A 17,656-nucleotide genomic window follows, 5' to 3' on the forward strand; every position below is an offset into this window, starting at 1 on the left:
ATAGCCCGCTGTTGCCAGCGGGCTGACGGATTAGAACTGGTAAACCAGACCTAATGCGACAACATCATCAGTAGAGATGTTGTTACGAGTGTAGAAGCTGTCATCTTCGTCCAGCAGGTTGATTTTATAATCAACATAGGTGGACATGTTTTTGTTGAAGTAGTAGGTAGCGCCGATATCAGCATATTTAACCAGGTCTTTGTCACCGTCGGTAGCGTTCAGGTCTTTCCCTTTAGACATCAGGAAAGATACAGCCGGACGCAGACCGAAGTCGAACTGGTATTGTGCAGTAACTTCGAAGTTCTGGGTTTTATTGGCTACGCCGCTGTCGCCGTACGGTGTCATGTTACGGGTTTCGGAGTACATGGTTGCCAGGTAGATGTTGTTGGCATCGTATTTCAGGCCGGTCGTCCACGCGTCAGCTGTATCCCCGCCGGCAACGTTGCCACCAGCTTTACCTGCGTTAACCTGATCGTTAGTACGGTCAGAAGTAGAGTATGCCGCACCGAAGCTTACACCCATACCCAGATCGTAAGTAGAGGAGATACCGAAGCCATCACCGTTAGAGTTCTGAACGTTACGATCGCTGCCGTTACCGGTGCCTTCCTGTTCATCACCCGCTTGTTCGTTCGCACCCTGATACTGCAATGCAAAGTTCAGGCCGTTTACCAGACCGAAGAAGTCAGTGTTACGATAAGTTGCTACGCCGTTAGCACGGCCAGTCATAAAGTTATCAGCATAGGTGTAGGAGTCGCCGCCAAACTCTGGCAGCATATCGGTCCAGCCTTCTACGTCGTACAGTACGCCATAATTACGACCGTAATCGAATGAACCGTAGTCGCCGAATTTCAGACCTGCAAAGGCCAGACGTGTGAAGTTGTTGTTGCGGTTGCTTTCAGTGGTGTTGGCATTGACCTGATATTCCCATTGACCGTAGCCGGTGAGCATATCGTTGATCTGAGTTTCGCCTTTGAAACCGCCACGAACATAGGTCTGATCGCCATCTTTGTTGGCGTCATCAGAGAAATAACGCAGACCATCTACTTTACCGTAGAGATCTAATTTGTTGCCGTCTTTATTATAAACTTCAGCAGCGTGAGTTGCGCCTGCAGCCAGCAGGGCAGGAATGACGAGAGCCAGTACTTTTCTGTTCATTGAAATAATCCTTTAGTTTTTTTATTTACCTGTGACTACCCATACGGGGAGTAAAAGCATGCTAAAGGATAAGTTCCGTAAAGGGATAAATATGAATTGTTACGCCTTAAGTATAACCTTAAATAAATAATTCTACAGAAATGGTGATAATTACGATGAATATATAAAATGGATATATATAAAATAAAAATTATACAAGTGAATTGTGTTGAGCTATTCTGCGCGGGTTATATGCCTTTATTGTCACTTCTTGTTTTTCGTTGGGGGATTTGTCTCAGGACTGATTAGCCAGCGAATAAATTGACAAGCCCGAACAAACTGTTCGGGCTTTTTTTTATCCTCGACTAATACTTAACGACACGTATTAATCGGTGCTGCTTTTTTCCGCTTTCCCTGCCAGTTGGGCCAGGAAGTCATAGCGTTTTTGCAAATCAGCGGTCGCATCCTTCCACAATTGCTCGGCCACTTCCGGTTGCTGTGCGTTCAGACGGCGGAAGCGCTGCTCGTTCATCAATGTCTCAGCCAGCGCGTCTGACGGCGGGCGAGAGTCCAGCGCCAGCGGCAGTTTACCTTCGTCTGCACGGCGCGGATCAAAGCGATACAGTGGCCAGAATCCGGTTGCCGTGAGCTGGCGCATCTGATCGTGGCTTAACGCGAGGTCGTAGCCATGTTCCTCACATGGGCTATAGGCGATAATCAGCGACGGACCTGGATAGGCTTCCGCTTCCTGAATCGCTTTCACCGTCTGATTCAACTGCGCCCCCAGAGAAATCTGTGCAACATACACGTGCCCGTACATCATCATACTGACGCCAAGATCTTTACGTGCCTTGCGCTTGCCGTGTTCACCAAATTTGGTGACGGCTCCGAGCGGTGTGGCTTTCGACGCTTGTCCACCCGTGTTGGAGTAGCACTGGGTGTCCAGTACCAAAATATTGACGTTCTCGGTCAGGCTCAGGACGTGATCCAGGCCGCCAAAACCAATATCGTAAGCCCAGCCATCGCCGCCAATCAGCCAGATGGATTTCTCGACCAGTGCGTCGGCATCGGTTAACAGTTGCTGCGCGCCTTCGACATCTTTCAGATGCTGGCGCAGCGCGGCAACTTGTTCACGACGTACTTCTGGCGTTGCTTCGGCGTGCAGGGCGTCATTCAGTTCAGCCGGAATGTTATCGGCAAACTGTTCCAGTAAGCGCATAACGCGCACACGGTGTTGATCCACCGTCAGACGGAAGCCCAGACCGAATTCGGCGTTATCCTCAAACAGTGAGTTTGCCCACGCGGGTCCACGGCCGTTGGCGTCGGTGGTATACGGTGTTGAGGGCAGGTTGCCACCATAAATCGATGAACAGCCGGTCGCATTGGCGATCAGCATGCGGTCGCCGTAAAGCTGCGTAAGCAGTTTGATATACGGCGTTTCACCACAACCGGAGCAGGCACCAGAATATTCAAACAGCGGCGTTATCAACTGCGAGGTACGAATATCAATGCGTTCCAGTTTAGTGCGATCAATCTCAGGCAGATCAAGGAAGAAGTCATAGTTAACTTTTTCTTCTTCAACATGCTCAAGCCGCGACATCATATTGATGGCCTTGATCTCCGGGTTTTGCCTGTCTTTCGCCGGGCACACTTCGACGCACAAATTACAGCCGGTGCAATCCTCTGGCGCAACCTGCAGAACATATTTCTGACCGCGCATATCGCGTGATTTCACATCCAGAGAGTGCAGGCTGGCAGGGGCGTTTTCCATCGCTTCTGGTGAGACGACCTTGGCGCGGATAGCCGAGTGCGGACAGGCGGCAACGCAGTGGTTACACTGAGTACACAGATCTTCTTTCCAGATGGGGATCTCTTCGGCGATATTGCGTTTTTCCCAACGCGTGGTGCCCATCGACCAGGTGCCGTCTGGCGGCAGCGCTGAAACGGGGAGGGCATCGCCCAGGCCGGCGAGCATTGCAGCGGTGACGGTTTTCACGAAATCAGGCGCGGCATCAGAAACCACCGGTGGGCGGTTAGCGCTATGTGGATCAACCGGCAGCAGCGCCACTTCGGCGACCGACTCACGCGCCAGGGCCAGCGCCTGCCAGTTACGTTCAACCAGGTCCTGACCTTTACTGCTATAGCTTTTGGCAATCGCCCCCTGCAATTCAATCAGCGCGCTGTCACCTGGTAAGATTTGCGTCAGATGGAAGAATGCCATCTGCATCACGGTGTTAATACGCGCAGCCAGACCGCACTCGCGGGCGATTTTCGCCGCATTAATAACGTAGAAACGCGCTTTCTTTTGATTCAGAACCGCCTGAACTTCCTGTGGCAGACGCGCCCAGACTTCATCCACGTTGTACGGCGTATTTAGCAGGAAAATACCGCCCGGTTTCAGGCGCTCGACCATCTGATACTTATCGATAAATTGCAACTGATGACAGCCAACAAAATCGGCCTGTGACACAAGATAAGCAGAGCGAATAGGTTGCTCGCTGACGCGCAGGTGAGAAACTGTCAGACCGCCTGCTTTTTTCGAGTCATAGACGAAATAACCCTGCGCATACCACGGTGTCGAGTTACCGATAATCTTGATATTGTTTTTGGTGGCCGACACGCTACCGTCACTGCCCAGCCCATAAAACAGTGCTTCAAGCTTCGCGGTACCGGGTAGGGTGTTTTCCGGTAGTGGTAGTGACAGGTTGGTGACATCATCATAGATACCGACCGTAAAGCGAGGTTTCGGCTTCGCGCTAGTCAACTCATTAAAGACCGCCATGACGCAGTCCGGTCCAAACTCTTTGGAAGAAAGTCCATAACGTCCGCCAATCACGCGTGGTAGGGTTTCCCGCTCGCCGCAATTAAAGGCTTCCGCCAGCGCGGTCATCACATCCAGATACAGTGGTTCTGCCTGGGCACCCGGCTCTTTGGTGCGATCCAGAACGGCGATGCTCCGTACGGTTTCCGGCAGGGCGCGCAGTAGATGTCTGGCAGAGAATGGGCGGAACAGACGCACTTTCAGTACGCCGACTTTCTCGCCGCGAGCCTGCAACTCTTCGACGACTTCTTCGCAGGTGCCAATTGCCGAGCCCATCAAAATAATGACGCGTTCTGCCTGAGGATGACCGTAATATTCAAAGGGTTGATACTGGCGGCCCGTCGCCGCGGCGAAGTCGTTCATCGCCTGTTCGACGTTTTCGTAAACCGCGTTGTACCAGGGGTTTGTCGCTTCGCGCGACTGGAAGTAGGTATCCGGGTTTGCAGATGTACCGCGAATAACCGGATGCTCCGGATTAAGCGCGCGGGCGCGGTGAGCATCGATTTCCGCCTGCGGCATCAGTCCGAGGATCGTGTCATCGGCCAGCGGCACAATTTTATTGATTTCATGCGAAGTACGGAAACCATCAAAGAAATGAATGAACGGAACCCGACTTTTCAGGGTGGCCATTTGCGAAATGAGCGCAAAGTCCTGTGCTTCCTGCACGCTACTGGCACACAGCATCGCACAACCCGTCTGGCGCACCGCCATTACATCGGAATGATCGCCAAAGATCGACAACGCGTGAGTGGCAATCGTACGTGCCGCCACGTGCAGTACAAACGGGGTCAACTGACCGGCCAGTTTGTACAGCGTCGGGATCATCAGCAACAGGCCCTGCGATGAAGTAAACGATGTAGAGAGCGCGCCGGTCTGCAATGCGCCGTGAACGGTCGCGATCGCACCGCCTTCCGACTGCATTTCTACGACGCGAGGAGTATCCCCCCAGACGTTTTTAAGCCCGTTCCCGGCCCAGGCATCCGCTTGTTCAGCCATCGTCGAACTGGGCGTAATCGGGTAGATGGCGATAACTTCGCTGGTACGAAATGCGACCGAAGCAACCGCACCATTACCGTCAATTGTGATCATACTGACACCCTTACATTGCGCAAAAAGAGGGACCCGCATAACCGCGGCGAATCCTGTAGTTATATCTTTCTATTTTAGCAAAAGCGCTAAAGACAGATTTTCGCTTTTGTGTCCTGGGAATAATCAGAATGAATGGTTTGATCAAAGGAGCAGCCAAAAAATTGCCAGAAAATGTAAACAACGCGCATAAATGCGCATTTTGCCTCTCGACGGCGGTGTTTCCGCTGCCTATTATTTATGGCTGTGTCGTTTGGTTAATATTCAGAGGGGAGTAAAATGCGCGCAGCGTTTTGGGTAGGGTGTGCCGCGTTATTATTATCGGCTTGTAGCAATGAACCTGTTCAACAGGCAACCGCCGCTCATGTCGCACCGGGAATGAAGGCCGCAATGTCCAGTTCTGGGGAGGCAAATTGCGCCATGATTGGAGGTTCGCTCTCCGTTGCACGCCAACTGGATGGTTCAGCCATCGGCATGTGTGCGTTACCCAACGGCAAACGCTGTAGTGAGCAGTCGCTTGCCGCCGGAAGCTGTGGTAACTATTAAGCCACCGCGTTTCCTACATTAAATCCGCAAGTTTATACGTCAGCGTTTGTTCCGCTGTCGCCAGCGTTAATTGGTCAGCTGTCAGATCGACCTGTGCGCCTTGCTTAAACATGCCGCTGACGATCCCGTCGAGCGCATTAAGCTGTGGATCGGCGCACATCATGCGGGTCATTGCCATATCTTTGACCTTCAACTCGCCGTCGGACAGCTTGCCCTGACCGTGGAATTGATTACACATCTTTCCCGATACCGTCATGTTTTCGCCAAAACTTAATTCGGGTGGATTATTAGCGATGGTGACGGCTTTACCATTCACGCTCTGCAAAACGAAGCGGTGGTGCTGCAACTGTTCGCGATTGACGGAAACTTTTCCATTGCTCACACAGCCAGCCATCAGCATGCTGAGCGCAATCAACGTGACAACTTTCTTCATTGTATTTCTCTGGGTTTGTGACGGGGAAGCATTTAATATAATAATGATACTGTGTGTTTTATCATCGGTGATTGTCTGAAAATGCTCCCCTGAAGCCAGGGGAGCACGGAAATCAGAAGAGGGCGTTTGGACAGGTTTCGCCTTTGGAGATTTGTGCCAGATTCTGTAGCGTAGTCTCAGAAATACTGGTTAGAGCTTCGGCTGTCAGGAACGCCTGATGCCCGGTGAACAGCACGTTATGGCAGGCCGACAGGCGACGGAACACATCATCCTGAATCACGTCATTGGATTTATCTTCAAAGAACAGATCGCGTTCGTTTTCATACACGTCCATACCCAGAGACCCAATTTTCTGGTTTTTCAGCGCATCGATAGCGGCTTGCGAATCGATCAACGCCCCGCGACTGGTGTTGATAACCATCACGCCATTTTTCATTTGCTCAAAGGCTTCGTGATTGAGCAAATGATAATTCTCTGGCGTTAATGGACAGTGCAGGGAGATAACATCGGACGCCGCAAACAGCGTTTTCAGATCGACATATTCAACGCCTAACTCCAGCGCAGCAGCGCTTGGGTAGGGATCAAACGCCAGCAGGCGCATACCAAAACCTTTCAGGATCCGCAGGGCCGCAATACCGATTTTACCGGTACCGATCACCCCAGCCGTTTTGCCATACATGGTAAAACCGGTCAGCCCCTCAAGAGAGAAGTTGGCATCACGGGTGCGTTGATAGGCACGGTGAATACGGCGATTCAGCGTCATCATCATGCCAATCGCATGCTCAGCGACGGCTTCCGGTGAATAGGCTGGTACACGTACTACCTGCAGACCCAGCTCTTTTGCCGCGTCGAGATCGACGTTGTTGAACCCGGCACAACGCAGCGCGATATATTTCACGCCATGCTTTTTCAGCTCTTCCAAAACAGGGCGGCTGCCATCATCGTTGACGAAAATGCACACGGCTTCACAGCCATGGGCGGTTTTAGCTGTTTTTTCCGTCAGCAGAAAGTCAAAGAATTCAAGTTCAAAACCAAAAGTCTCGTTAACCTGCTGCAGATACTTCTTGTCGTACTGTTTTGTACTATAGATGGCGAGTTTCATAAGACTTTCTCCAGTGATTTTGACGTCACATTAATTCAATTAAAATTATTTTACAAAATATAAAAAATTATTGATAGTCATGGACGTAATGAATAATTCCAACGCATATCTGGTTAGTGTGGGCAGATTACGCGTTTTCAACAACTGGAGAATTTTCATCCAGCTCATGACGGTCAATACAACGTGGTTAAAAAGCCAGCCGAATCACATCCAGGCAGCTACGCTTATACAGGTAGCAAATATCGGGAGGAGTCATGTTAACTCACTCTGAAGCAAAACGATGGGCCACCTTAATGCTGAAGGCGGCATTATGTGATGGTATGAAACCTGACGAGATTTCCCGACAGGTACATCTGGTCTGCGATCATCACGGTAGGGAGTGCCTGGAAGAACTTATTGAGGAAATTCTGATCGAAGCGGGCCGTATAGGACCTAAACATAGCGATGGACAACTGAGGCCTCATTAAGTCCGAATCTTTATCTGTCAGACGGCACGTGTGACAGCGTGCCATATGAAATAATAGTCTATCTTATTGAATAATTATCAATTTCCTTAGCGATCCAAAAAGTCATAGATAATACATATGTCTCTTAGGCATCTATTCTTAATGTGGGCATATCCAGGTAAACATGCCACAATACTGGCCTAAACCGGCTTAAATTTTTGCTAAATCAGGATATTAACTACCCATGAAGGGTAAATATAAAGCCGTTCTGGCACTTCTCTTATTATTGATTCTCGTGCCGTTGACGCTGGTCATGACGCTTGGCCTGTGGGTTCCCACGCTGGTGGGCGTCTGGTTGCCTGTCGGCACGCGCATCGCGCTGGATGAGAGCCCACGGCTGACACGGCATGGGCTGCATATCCCGGAACTTCGCTATTTGGTCGATGATTGCCCACTAGCGCGTGTTACTCAGGCGGATCTTTCTCATCCCAGCCGCTGGTTGCTTAATGTCGGGACAATTGAGCTCGACTCGGCTTGCCTGGCCAAATTGCCGCAGGCTGAGCCTTCTCCGGTTGCGCCAAAAACGCTGGCAGAATGGCAATCGATGCTACCTAATACCTGGATTAACATCGACAACGTTATTCTTTCTCCCTGGCAGGAGTGGCAGGGGAAACTGTCTCTCTCGCTTACGCCTTCGACCCAGCAACTACGCTATCAGGGTGAAAAAGTTAAATTTCAGGGGCGTCTGCACGGGCAAAATCTCACGGTAAATGAGCTGGATATCGCAGCATTTGAAGGCCAGCCGCCGGTAAAACTGGTCGGTGAATTTACTATGCCGCTGGTTCCTGATGGACTACCGGTGAGCGGTCATGCGGTTGCTTCTCTGAGTTTGCCGCAGGAACCTTCGTTGGTTGACGTCGAACTGGAGTGGCAAGAAAACAGCGGGCAATTGATCGTCATGGCCCGCGATAATGCCGATCCGCTGCTCGATCTTCCGTGGGAAATAACCCGTCAGCAACTCACCATTAGCGACGGTCGCTGGAACTGGCCTTATCAAGGATTCCCGCTCAGTGGACGGTTGGGAATGAAAGTTGAAAACTGGCAGGCCGGGCTGGAAAATGCGATGGTGAGCGGGCGACTGAACATTCTGACGCAAGGCGATGCTGGTAAAGGAAACGCCGTATTAACTCTGGGACCGGGTAAGCTCGGTGTGGATAGTAGCGACATGCCGTTGCAGCTGATCGGCGAGGCGAAACAGGATGACCTGATCTTCTACGCCAAGTTACCTGCCAGACTCACCGGAAGCCTGAGCGATCCGCAGCTGGCTTTCGAGCCAGGAGCATTGCTGCGTTCGAGTGGACGTGTGATTGACTCGCTGGATATTGACGAAATTCGCTGGCCGCTGGCGGGCGTAAAAGTAACGCAACGCGGTGTGGATGGCCGTCTGCAGGCTATTTTGCGCGCGCATGAAAATCAGATGGGCGGTTTTGAGCTGCATCTGGATGGTCTGGCCAATGATTTTCTTCCTGACGCGGGGCGCTGGCAGTGGCGATACTGGGGCGAAGGCAGTTTTACGCCGATGCATGCCCGCTGGGATGTGGCGGGTAAAGGGGAATGGCATGACAACACCCTGAAGCTGTTTGATCTCTCCACCGGCTTTGACCATCTGCAATACGGCACCATGCAGGTGGAAAATCCGCGTCTGGTGATGGATGAGCCGATCGTGTGGGTACGAGATGCCAGCAAACCGACATTCAGTGGCGCGCTGTCGCTGGATGCAGGGAACACCACCTTCACTGGAGGAAGCGTATTACCGCCATCAACTCTGAAATTTAGCGTGGAAGGTACCGACCCGACAGTTTTCCAGTTCAAAGGCCAGCTTCACGCGGGGGCGATTGGACCCGTACAACTTAATGGCCGCTGGGACGGGATCCGCCTGCGCGGTCAGGCCTGGTGGCCAAAACAATCGCTCACCGTTTTCCAACCGCTCATCCCACCTGACTGGAAAATGAAGCTGCGCGAAGGTGAGCTGTATGCTCAGGTCGCATTTTCAGCGGCTCCGGAGCAGGGTTTTGAAGCGGGTGGTCATGGGGTATTAAAAGGCGGTAGCGCCTGGATGCCCGATAACCAAATCAATGGCGTCGATTTTGTGTTGCCGTTTCGATTTAGTGAAAGCGCGTGGCAACTTGGCACCCGTGGACCTATTTCACTGCGTATCGCGGAAGTGGTGAATCAGGTGACGGTGAAAAATATTGCCGCCGATCTGCAGGGGGCGTATCCCTGGAGTGAAGACAATCCGTTGCTGTTAAGCGATGTCAGCGCTGAACTGCTGGGGGGCAAAGTCATCATGCAACAACTGCGAATGCCGCAGCACGATCCGGCATTATTGCGGGTGCAGAATATCTCCTCCAGCGAGCTTATCAGCGCGGTTAATCCCAAACAATTCGCCATGTCTGGCCCAGTCAGCGGCGCGTTGCCGTTATGGCTGGATAACGAAAAGTGGATCATCAAAGACGGCTGGCTGACCAACCCCGGTCCCATGACGCTGCGTATTGACAAGGACACGGCGGATGCCGTCGTCAAAGATAATATGACGGCGGGTGCGGCCATTAACTGGCTGCGTTATATGGAAATAAGCCATTCCTGGACGAAAATAAATCTGGATAACCTCGGTGTTTTAACTATGCAGGCAACGGTGACCGGCAACAGTCGGGTGGATGGCAAAGTGGGAACGGTTAATTTGAATTACACCCACGAGGAAAATGTCTTTACGCTATGGCGCAGTTTGCGTTTTGGCGACAATTTACAGGCATGGCTTGAACAAAATGCAGCGCTGCCGAAAAACCATTGCACGGAAGGCAAGGAATGTGAGGAGCAACAATGAAAACGATAGCTGCGATGCTGGGTTTGCTGGCGTCATCTCTGCTGGTCGGGTGCACACCCAGAATCGAAGTGGCTGCGCCAAAAGAACCGATCACGATTAATATGAACGTCAAAATCGAACACGAGATCCATATCAAAGTCGATAAAGACGTTGAGAGCTTGTTGAAATCGCGCAGCGATCTGTTCTGAGGTTACGATGAAAAAACAGCTTGCAGTGATCCTGGTGGCTCTGAGTTTACTCAGCGGCAATGTGTGGGCCTTAACTCTGAATGAAGCCAGAACTCAGGGGCGGGTTGGCGAAACGCTTAATGGTTATCTGGTGGCATTGAAAACCGATGCCGAAACGCAGGCGCTGGTGAGTGAAATTAATAAAGCGCGAAGCGCCAGCTATCAGCAACTGGCTGAGAGCAACAACATTCCGGCTGATGAAGTGGCGAAAATGGCCGGACAAAAGCTGGTTGCCCGCGCTAAACCGGGAGAGTACGTCCAGGGCATCAATGGTAAGTGGTTACGGAAAGAATAACCTGACTTGTTAGTAAAGTCTGATTTTGAGTTCAGTCGAAAAAACTATCAGGCAGGCGGGGAGTGATTAATCTACTATAGTCAAACAGACATATTATCAAGGAATGATGATGACGCTTTATCAGATCAAACCCGCCTTTCAAGCGCTGTTACGTCCATTGATGTTTTGGCTCCATAAGAAAGGCGTCACAGCAAATCACGTTACCCTCGCCGCGATGGCGCTTTCTATTGTGACCGGTGTCGTACTGGCGATTTTCTCCCAACCTGAATTTTTTGTTCTCCTGCCAATCGTATTGTTTATTCGAATGGCGCTTAATGCACTCGATGGCATGCTGGCACGTGAATGTCACCAACAATCACGCCTTGGGGCTATTCTGAACGAGAGTGGGGATATTCTGTCCGATCTGGCGCTTTATCTGCCGTTTATGCTGCTCCCAGACAGTAACGTAATACTGGTTATGGTGATGTTGTTCTCTGCAGTAATGACTGAGTTTTGCGGCGTCCTGGCACAAACGATTAATGGCGTTCGCAGCTATGCCGGGCCGTTGGGTAAAAGTGATCGAGCGCTGGTATTTGGCGCTTGGGGTCTGGCGTTGGTTCTGTAGCCGCAGCTTGTGCAATGGAACAATCTGGTGTGGGGCGTTGCTACGCTCCTGCTGCTATGGACGGTAATTAATCGCTGTAAAAGTGCATTACGCGAAGCGGAGGGGAAATGATGCTGCTGGAGAAGTCGCTCGCAGTCATTTTTGCATTGCTGCTGGTTGCAACGGCAGTGAATGGATTACTGGTGTGGCGACGACCGGACAAAGACTGGCGGGAACTGACGTTACGTATTCGTACCTGGTGGATCATCATCATCCTGTTTTCTCTGGCTATTTTAAGTCCACACTGGCTGGCACTGACCTTTTTTGCGTTGGTGAGCTTTATGGCGTTAAAGGAGTTTTTGACGCTGGCGCCGTCGCGTCAGACCGATCGCATGCCTCTGCTGTGGATGTTCATTGCTATTCCGATTAACTACTGGCTGATTGGCATCAATTGGTATGGCATGTTTGTGGTGTTTATCCCGGTCTACGCATTTTTATTCTTACCCGTGCGGATGGTCATTGCGGGCGATACCCAGGGTTTCTTGCGCTATGCTTCGCAGCATCACTGGAGCCTGATGACCACCGTTTTTGCCTTCAGTCATGTCGCTTTTTTACTGGTTCTGCCTGATGATGGCATGCAAACTGGCGCATTGCTGGTGCTGTTTCTGGTTGGCTTAACGGAATTCAACGATATTGCGCAGTATCTGTGGGGTAAATCGATTGGGCGCATCAAAATAACGCCCAGAGTCAGTCCTAATAAGACGCTGGCGGGATTGGTTGGCGGCGTAGCGACTACCACGCTGGTGGCGTCGCTGCTTGGGCCGTTGATGACACCACTAAGCATTCCGCTGTCGCTGTTAGCGGGTTTGATTATCGGCATCAGTGGTTTTTGTGGCGATGTGGTGATGTCGGCAATCAAGCGCGATATCGGCGTGAAGGATAGCGGAACATTGCTGCCAGGTCATGGCGGGATCCTTGATCGGCTGGATTCTCTGATCTTCACCGCGCCGGTATTTTTCCATTTCATTCGCTACTTTTGCTATTAACTTATGCTGAACTCAATTCTGAGAATGCTGTTTACGTTATGCATCGTCTGGCCAGTGATTTGGCTGTGGCTTGGGCTGCGTATCAGGCATAAAGAGCGTTTGCCCACACGAGGCCCGGCAATTATTGTCGCCAATCACAACAGCCATATGGATGTTTTTGCGTTGCTTTCGCTCTTTCCGCTGCGCCGTCAGTCGTCAGTTCATCCAGTGGCTGCCGCAGACTATTTTCTGCGTAATAAAGCAATGGCCTGGTTTGCGCTAAATATTCTCAACATTATTCCCATTTCGCGAAAGGGAGGAGAAATCAATCCGCTGGCGCAGTGTGAACAGGCATTACGCAACGGTAAGATCCTGATCCTCTTTCCTGAAGGTACGCGGGGCGAGCCAGGAATATTGTCGCCGTTGAAATCTGGATTGTGGCATCTCAGTCAGCGTGTGCCGGAGGTACCGATCATTCCCGTCTGGCTACGTGGCACTGAATCTGTCATGGCGAAAGGGAATCGCATACCGCTGCCGCTGTTTATAGACGTCAATATTGGCTGCACGTTGAATTTTCATGGTGATAAACACCTCTTCATGGATGAACTAAAGCAACAACTGTTGCTGTTGGAGCAACAAACTAAAGGAATGCATTCTCATGAGTGATATTCGAGTACCTGAGGAACAACAATTTGTAACCAGCGACAGCACCGAGCTGTTTTACCGTCACTGGCCGGCAACTGCGCCGGGTGCGACACCGAAAGTGATTGTCATGTTCCATCGCGGTCACGAACACTCCGGGCGACTGCAACATATCGTCGATGAGCTGGCGATGCCTGACACCGCATTCTATGCCTGGGATGCGCGCGGTCACGGCCACTCTCCGGGCCAGCGTGGCTACAGTCCTTCGCTGGCGCGTTCGGTGCAGGATGTTGAAGAGTTTGTGCGTTTTGCCGCCGCTGACAGTCATGCAGCAATGGAAGATGTGGTGGTGGTAGCGCAGAGCGTAGGCGCGGTATTGGCTGCGACCTGGGCTCACGACTATGCGCCCACCATTCGCGGGTTAGTGCTGGCGTCACCGGCGTTTAAAGTAAAATTGTATGTGCCGTTTGCGCGCCAAGGGTTGGCGTTAATGCACCGATTGCGCGGCCTGTTTTTTGTTAACTCTTATGTTAAGGGAAAATACCTGACGCACGATGCTGAGCGTGTGGCGAGCTTTAATCTTGATACTCAGATTACCCGGGCCATTGCGGTGAACATTCTGCTGGATCTCTACAAAACGGCAGAACGCATTGTCAGTGATGCCGCCGCCATTACGATGCCTGTGCAGTTGTTGGTATCCGGAGATGATTTTGTTGTGCATCGCCAGCCGCAAATTGATTTTTATCAGCGCTTGAGGAATCCGCTCAAAGAGCTGCACGTGTTGCCAGGGTTTTACCACGATACGTTGGGAGAAAAAGACCGGCATCTGGCGTTCGATAAAATGCGTGATTTTATCACCACGCTTTACGCTATGGCGCCACAGCGTTTTGATTATAGCAATGAAGATCGCTGGAGCCCTGGTGCTGATACCTGGCGGATGCTCAGCGGGGGACCCGCGCCGTATTCTCTCGACGACATTGCATACCGTGGCTTGCGCTATGGAATGAAGCTCCTAGGCACACAATCGACGGGCGTTCGTTTGGGATTCGAAACCGGTTTTGATTCCGGTAGCACGCTGGATTACGTCTACCGTAATCAGCCGCAGGGCAGCAGCGCGCTGGGACGTTTGATTGACAAAAACTACCTCAATAGCGTGGGCTGGAAAGGGATCCGTCAGCGTAAGATCCATCTGCAGATGCTGATCGGTCAGGCGGTCGCGCAACTGGCGGAGCAGGGCACGCCGGTACATGTAGTGGATATTGCTGCCGGACATGGACGATATGTGCTTGATGCATTGGAAGGTGAAAAGGCTGTACGTTCAATTTTACTGCGTGATTACAGCGAGCTGAACGTGATTAAGGGGCGCGAAATGATCGCCAGCAGAGGTATGACTGACATCGCGCGTTTTGAACAGGGCGATGCCTTCAACCGTGAACAACTGGCTGCGCTGGAACCTCGTCCCGGTTTGGGGATTGTATCCGGTTTGTACGAGCTCTTTCCTGAGAATTCGCTGGTTAAAAACTCTCTGGCCGGGCTGGCTGATGCGATAGCGCCTGGGGGCATATTGATTTACACCGGTCAGCCGTGGCATCCGCAGCTTAAAACGATTGCCTGGTCGCTGACCAGTCATAAAGATGGCAAAGCGTGGGTGATGCGCGTGCGTACGCAGGGCGAAATGGATGCGTTGGTCCGAGAAGCGGGCTTTGATAAGTGCACACAATTGATTGATGAGTGGGGTATTTTCACCGTTTCCATGGCGGTGCGTCGTGCTTCCTGAACAGCGTAAAGTCATGGTGCAGGCCGTGGGTTGGTTATTGCTGCTGGCACCTTTTTTTTTCCTTACGTACGGCCAGGTGAATGAGTTTACCGCCTGGCAGGACGCTCAGTATCAGAACGTTGGCAGTATCGTTTTCGGCTGGGAGTCTGCCATTCCGTTTATTCCGTGGACTATTCTCCCTTACTGGAGTCTGGATCTGTTTTACGGGTTATCCCTGTTTATTTGCACCACGCGTTTCGAGCAGCGTCGGCTGGTGCTCAGGCTGGTACTGGCATCGGTGATTGCCTGCGCGGGGTTTTTACTGTTCCCGCTACAGTTTAGCTTTACCCGCCCCGAAGTGACGGGGGCGGCGGGGTGGTTATTTGCACAGCTTGAACAGTTCGATTTGCCCTATAACCAGTCGCCGTCGCTACATATCATTCTCTGTTGGCTACTGTGGCGGCATTTCAATCGCCACCTGACCGGCGGCTGGCGCAGACTGTGTGATGGCTGGTCTTTACTGATCGCGATATCGGTGCTGACCACCTGGCAGCACCATTTTATTGACGTTATCACCGGGCTGGCGGCAGGAATGCTGATTGACTGGCTGGTACCGGAACAGCGTCGCTGGCGCTGGTGTAAGCCGGATGCCGCGCGTCTGAGGCTGATGCGCCGGTACCTGTTGGGCTCGGCATTATGTTCTATTGCCGCAGTGTCGCTGACGGCATGGTTGTTATGGCCTGCACTGGCCCTCTTGATGGTCGGCTGTGGTTACGCTGGATTCGGCGCGGCCGTGATGGCTAAAAATTCGCAGGGCCGACTGCCTTGTACCGTTTACTGGCTGTCATTACCGTGGCGTGCAGGAATGTGGCTGTCAATGCGCTGGTTTACCCGCCATTTGCCCGCGGCATGTTCGGTAGCACATGGCGTCTATCTTGGTAGTTTTCCGCGCTTTGTGCCCGCGCAAAAAGCGGTGCTCGACGTGACTTTTGAGTTTTCGCGTGGGCGGGCGACGGCCTCGCGTATGTATCACTGTGTACCGATGCTGGATTTAGTGATCCCGGATGAAGCTGAACTTCAGCAGGCGGTAGGCACTCTGGAGACTCTGCGTGAGGCACAGGGCACGGTATTGGTTCACTGTGCGTTAGGACTGTCGCGCAGCGCAATGGTGATAGCGGCGTGGCTGTTACACTATGGTCATTCGACAACGGTAGAGCAGGCAGTAGCGCAGATTCGGACGAGTCGACCGCAAGTGGTACTGACTGATAAACATCTGGAGATGCTGCAACAGTGGCAACGGAAAGTGACAACGTAACAAATAGTGAAGCACTTCAGCATGGTTTGCTCCGACATACGCTGGCAAGCTGGCGGTTTATTCTGCTGTTTTCCCTCCCGCCGATGGTGTGGGTGCTGTTTGTTGCTCCATCAGGTGTACTGCGTGCCATCATAGCGTTGCTATGTGCTGTAGTCTGGTTTAGTTGTTGGCGACTGTGGCTCGATGAGCGTTATTTTTCGCTGATTAATACGCAAAACAATGAGCTGGCCGGAAGCGCGCTGTGTTTTATCTGGCGACGCGAACGGTTGAAAACGTTAACGCTGGCTGAACGCCAGTCTGGCGCATTGCAGCAATGTCGAAAAACACTGTTTCTGGTTGTGGTTCTGTGGGCTGTCTGGTTGGCGCTATTGATGTAGCGTTTGTCAGGATTATTCATCGACATCGCAATAGTTGCCACACGGCATCAAACTGAGGCTGATATAGTTCAACACCGATCGCGTCGCGGAGTGACATCATGTGGCTTTTCAAGTGGTATGTCTGGAATCGTTGGGTATTCAAGCTGTTAAGCCGGGATGTCGCTGAACCGGAACAGTTTTTGCGCCATTGCTGGGAAGAGAATCTGGCAAAGTGCAGGGATTATGCAACCATCTGGCGTGATATTAACCGCATTCACGGCAAGCAGGTTCGAGTGCAGGTAAAGAAGTAACTACAGATGAAAACCCTCCCACCGCATGGTGAGAGGGTGAGAGGGTGAGTTATCAGGCAGTGACGACGCTGTCGATAGCGGCTTTCGCATCGGATTGTGCTTTGGATGCCACTTCCGGGCCATAAGCAATCCCTTCGGCGAACACGAAGTTCACATCGGTAATCCCGATGAAGCCGAGGAAAACTTTCAGATACGGAGCGATCAGATCGGTTGGGGTATCTTTATGAATACCGCCGCGACTGGAGAGGATCACCGCACGTTTGCCGGTCACCAGACCTTCCGGACCTTTCTCCGTATAACGGAAAGTCACGCCAGCACGGGCAATCAGGTCGAAATAGTTTTTCAGCTGCGTTGGGATGTTGAAGTTATACATCGGCGCGGCGATAACAATCACATCATGCGCTTTCAGTTCTGCAATCAGCTCATCGGACAGCGCGAGCGCTTCTTGCTGGCGTGGCGTCAGCGGCGTATCGCTCGGGCGCATCGCACCCACCAGTTCGCCATCCAGCACCGGAACAGGATTTGCAGCCAGGTCACGGACGGTGATTTCATCAGCGGAATGCTTTTCACGCCACTGCTCAACAAAATAATCAGACAACTGACCAGACTGAGAGTACCCTGCCAGAATACTGGATTTAAGAACTAATACCTTGCTCATGGGTGTTTCCTTTTATGTGTTTGAAGGGGGAGGCCC

The 17,656-nt window shown here is 51.8% G+C and carries 16 protein-coding genes and 1 pseudogene; 12 read left to right on the plus strand and 5 right to left on the minus strand.

The window, feature by feature from the left end; all coding sequences use genetic code 11:
• Positions 1-30 precede the first annotated feature (30 nt).
• Positions 31-1,155 (minus strand): porin OmpC, encoded by a 1,125-nt coding sequence (ompC, locus tag OGY15_RS18300; RefSeq protein WP_151219315.1) that lies wholly within the window; start codon positions 1,153-1,155, stop codon positions 31-33.
• Positions 1,156-1,519: 364 nt separating this feature from the next.
• Positions 1,520-5,044: a pyruvate:ferredoxin (flavodoxin) oxidoreductase gene (gene nifJ, locus OGY15_RS18305; protein WP_286540509.1), complete on the minus strand. Its 3,525-nt coding sequence runs from the start codon at positions 5,042-5,044 to the stop codon at positions 1,520-1,522.
• A 276-nt stretch (positions 5,045-5,320) separates the two neighbouring features.
• On the opposite strand from nifJ, the gene OGY15_RS18310 reads away from it, so the two are divergent.
• On the plus strand, positions 5,321-5,587 hold the full coding sequence (locus OGY15_RS18310; RefSeq protein WP_151219313.1) for a putative hemolysin: 267 nt from the start codon (positions 5,321-5,323) through the stop codon (positions 5,585-5,587).
• 13 nt (positions 5,588-5,600) lie between these two features.
• Here OGY15_RS18310 and hslJ read toward each other — a convergent pair whose 3' ends face one another.
• Both hslJ and OGY15_RS18320 read right to left on the minus strand, forming a co-directional pair.
• Positions 5,601-6,020 (minus strand): heat shock protein HslJ, encoded by a 420-nt coding sequence (gene hslJ / locus OGY15_RS18315; protein WP_151219312.1) that lies wholly within the window; start codon positions 6,018-6,020, stop codon positions 5,601-5,603.
• A 112-nt stretch (positions 6,021-6,132) separates the two neighbouring features.
• The gene (locus OGY15_RS18320) at positions 6,133-7,122 is read right to left on the minus strand and encodes a 2-hydroxyacid dehydrogenase (RefSeq protein WP_151219311.1); all 990 of its coding nucleotides are present in this window, start codon (positions 7,120-7,122) and stop codon (positions 6,133-6,135) included.
• A 254-nt stretch (positions 7,123-7,376) separates the two neighbouring features.
• Between OGY15_RS18320 and OGY15_RS18325 the strand changes: the two genes are divergently transcribed.
• The 11 genes and pseudogenes from OGY15_RS18325 to OGY15_RS18375 all read left to right on the plus strand — a co-directional run bounded on the left by OGY15_RS18325 (position 7,377) and on the right by OGY15_RS18375 (position 16,962).
• Positions 7,377-7,589, plus strand: coding sequence for a hypothetical protein (locus OGY15_RS18325; protein WP_003833193.1), 213 nt, complete (start codon positions 7,377-7,379; stop codon positions 7,587-7,589).
• 223 nt (positions 7,590-7,812) lie between these two features.
• Positions 7,813-10,452 carry a YdbH family protein gene (locus OGY15_RS18330; protein WP_286540516.1) on the plus strand — a complete coding sequence of 880 codons (2,640 nt, stop codon included), beginning with the start codon at positions 7,813-7,815 and terminating at the stop codon, positions 10,450-10,452.
• Positions 10,449-10,640, plus strand: coding sequence for a YnbE family lipoprotein (locus tag OGY15_RS18335; protein ID WP_003020350.1), 192 nt, complete (start codon positions 10,449-10,451; stop codon positions 10,638-10,640). The genes OGY15_RS18330 and OGY15_RS18335 overlap by 4 nt, the downstream gene beginning before the upstream one ends.
• Positions 10,641-10,647: 7 nt before the next feature.
• A complete protein-coding gene (locus tag OGY15_RS18340) occupies positions 10,648-10,974 on the plus strand; it encodes a YdbL family probable chaperone protein (RefSeq protein WP_151219308.1) in 327 nt (108 codons plus the stop codon).
• Positions 10,975-11,083: 109 nt separating this feature from the next.
• Positions 11,084-11,689, plus strand: a pseudogene (locus OGY15_RS18345) (CDP-alcohol phosphatidyltransferase family protein).
• Complete coding sequence (locus OGY15_RS18350) at positions 11,686-12,603, plus strand: phosphatidate cytidylyltransferase (protein ID WP_187259612.1); 918 nt, start codon at positions 11,686-11,688, stop codon at positions 12,601-12,603. Before OGY15_RS18345 ends, OGY15_RS18350 begins: the two are co-directional and overlap by 4 nt.
• Positions 12,604-12,606: 3 nt before the next feature.
• On the plus strand, positions 12,607-13,248 hold the full coding sequence (locus OGY15_RS18355; RefSeq protein ID WP_151219306.1) for a lysophospholipid acyltransferase family protein: 642 nt from the start codon (positions 12,607-12,609) through the stop codon (positions 13,246-13,248).
• A complete protein-coding gene (locus tag OGY15_RS18360; protein WP_286540521.1) occupies positions 13,241-15,001 on the plus strand; it encodes a bifunctional alpha/beta hydrolase/class I SAM-dependent methyltransferase in 1,761 nt (586 codons plus the stop codon). Before OGY15_RS18355 ends, OGY15_RS18360 begins: the two co-directional genes overlap by 8 nt.
• On the plus strand, positions 14,991-16,295 hold the full coding sequence (locus tag OGY15_RS18365; RefSeq protein ID WP_255588568.1) for a phosphatase PAP2/dual specificity phosphatase family protein: 1,305 nt from the start codon (positions 14,991-14,993) through the stop codon (positions 16,293-16,295). The genes OGY15_RS18360 and OGY15_RS18365 overlap by 11 nt, the downstream gene beginning before the upstream one ends.
• A complete protein-coding gene (locus tag OGY15_RS18370; protein ID WP_210905128.1) occupies positions 16,271-16,672 on the plus strand; it encodes a hypothetical protein in 402 nt (133 codons plus the stop codon). The genes OGY15_RS18365 and OGY15_RS18370 overlap by 25 nt, the downstream gene beginning before the upstream one ends.
• A gap of 98 nt (positions 16,673-16,770) precedes the next feature.
• Positions 16,771-16,962, plus strand: coding sequence for a hypothetical protein (locus OGY15_RS18375; protein WP_151219303.1), 192 nt, complete (start codon positions 16,771-16,773; stop codon positions 16,960-16,962).
• A 52-nt stretch (positions 16,963-17,014) separates the two neighbouring features.
• Here OGY15_RS18375 and azoR read toward each other — a convergent pair whose 3' ends face one another.
• Complete coding sequence (gene azoR / locus OGY15_RS18380) at positions 17,015-17,620, minus strand: FMN-dependent NADH-azoreductase (protein ID WP_151225490.1); 606 nt, start codon at positions 17,618-17,620, stop codon at positions 17,015-17,017.
• Between the last annotated feature and the right edge of the window lie 36 nt (positions 17,621-17,656).

Source organism: Citrobacter sp. Cu231 (genome assembly GCF_030332265.1).
Taxonomy (GTDB): Bacteria; Pseudomonadota; Gammaproteobacteria; order Enterobacterales; family Enterobacteriaceae; genus Citrobacter; species Citrobacter meridianamericanus.

What these genes read in the sequence shown, in the direction of transcription:
- OGY15_RS18320 (WP_151219311.1), bottom strand. Translation starts at nt 7,122, where the DNA reads ATGAAACTCGCCATCTATAGTACAAAACAGTACGACAAGAAGTATCTG.
- OGY15_RS18355 (WP_151219306.1), top strand. Translation starts at nt 12,607, where the DNA reads ATGCTGAACTCAATTCTGAGAATGCTGTTTACGTTATGCATCGTCTGG.
- hslJ (WP_151219312.1), bottom strand. Translation starts at nt 6,020, where the DNA reads ATGAAGAAAGTTGTCACGTTGATTGCGCTCAGCATGCTGATGGCTGGC.
- OGY15_RS18330 (WP_286540516.1), top strand. Translation starts at nt 7,813, where the DNA reads ATGAAGGGTAAATATAAAGCCGTTCTGGCACTTCTCTTATTATTGATT.
- azoR (WP_151225490.1), bottom strand. Translation starts at nt 17,620, where the DNA reads ATGAGCAAGGTATTAGTTCTTAAATCCAGTATTCTGGCAGGGTACTCT.
- OGY15_RS18350 (WP_187259612.1), top strand. Translation starts at nt 11,686, where the DNA reads ATGATGCTGCTGGAGAAGTCGCTCGCAGTCATTTTTGCATTGCTGCTG.
- OGY15_RS18375 (WP_151219303.1), top strand. Translation starts at nt 16,771, where the DNA reads ATGTGGCTTTTCAAGTGGTATGTCTGGAATCGTTGGGTATTCAAGCTG.
- OGY15_RS18340 (WP_151219308.1), top strand. Translation starts at nt 10,648, where the DNA reads ATGAAAAAACAGCTTGCAGTGATCCTGGTGGCTCTGAGTTTACTCAGC.
- OGY15_RS18335 (WP_003020350.1), top strand. Translation starts at nt 10,449, where the DNA reads ATGAAAACGATAGCTGCGATGCTGGGTTTGCTGGCGTCATCTCTGCTG.
- ompC (WP_151219315.1), bottom strand. Translation starts at nt 1,155, where the DNA reads ATGAACAGAAAAGTACTGGCTCTCGTCATTCCTGCCCTGCTGGCTGCA.
- OGY15_RS18360 (WP_286540521.1), top strand. Translation starts at nt 13,241, where the DNA reads ATGAGTGATATTCGAGTACCTGAGGAACAACAATTTGTAACCAGCGAC.
- OGY15_RS18325 (WP_003833193.1), top strand. Translation starts at nt 7,377, where the DNA reads ATGTTAACTCACTCTGAAGCAAAACGATGGGCCACCTTAATGCTGAAG.
- nifJ (WP_286540509.1), bottom strand. Translation starts at nt 5,044, where the DNA reads ATGATCACAATTGACGGTAATGGTGCGGTTGCTTCGGTCGCATTTCGT.
- OGY15_RS18310 (WP_151219313.1), top strand. Translation starts at nt 5,321, where the DNA reads ATGCGCGCAGCGTTTTGGGTAGGGTGTGCCGCGTTATTATTATCGGCT.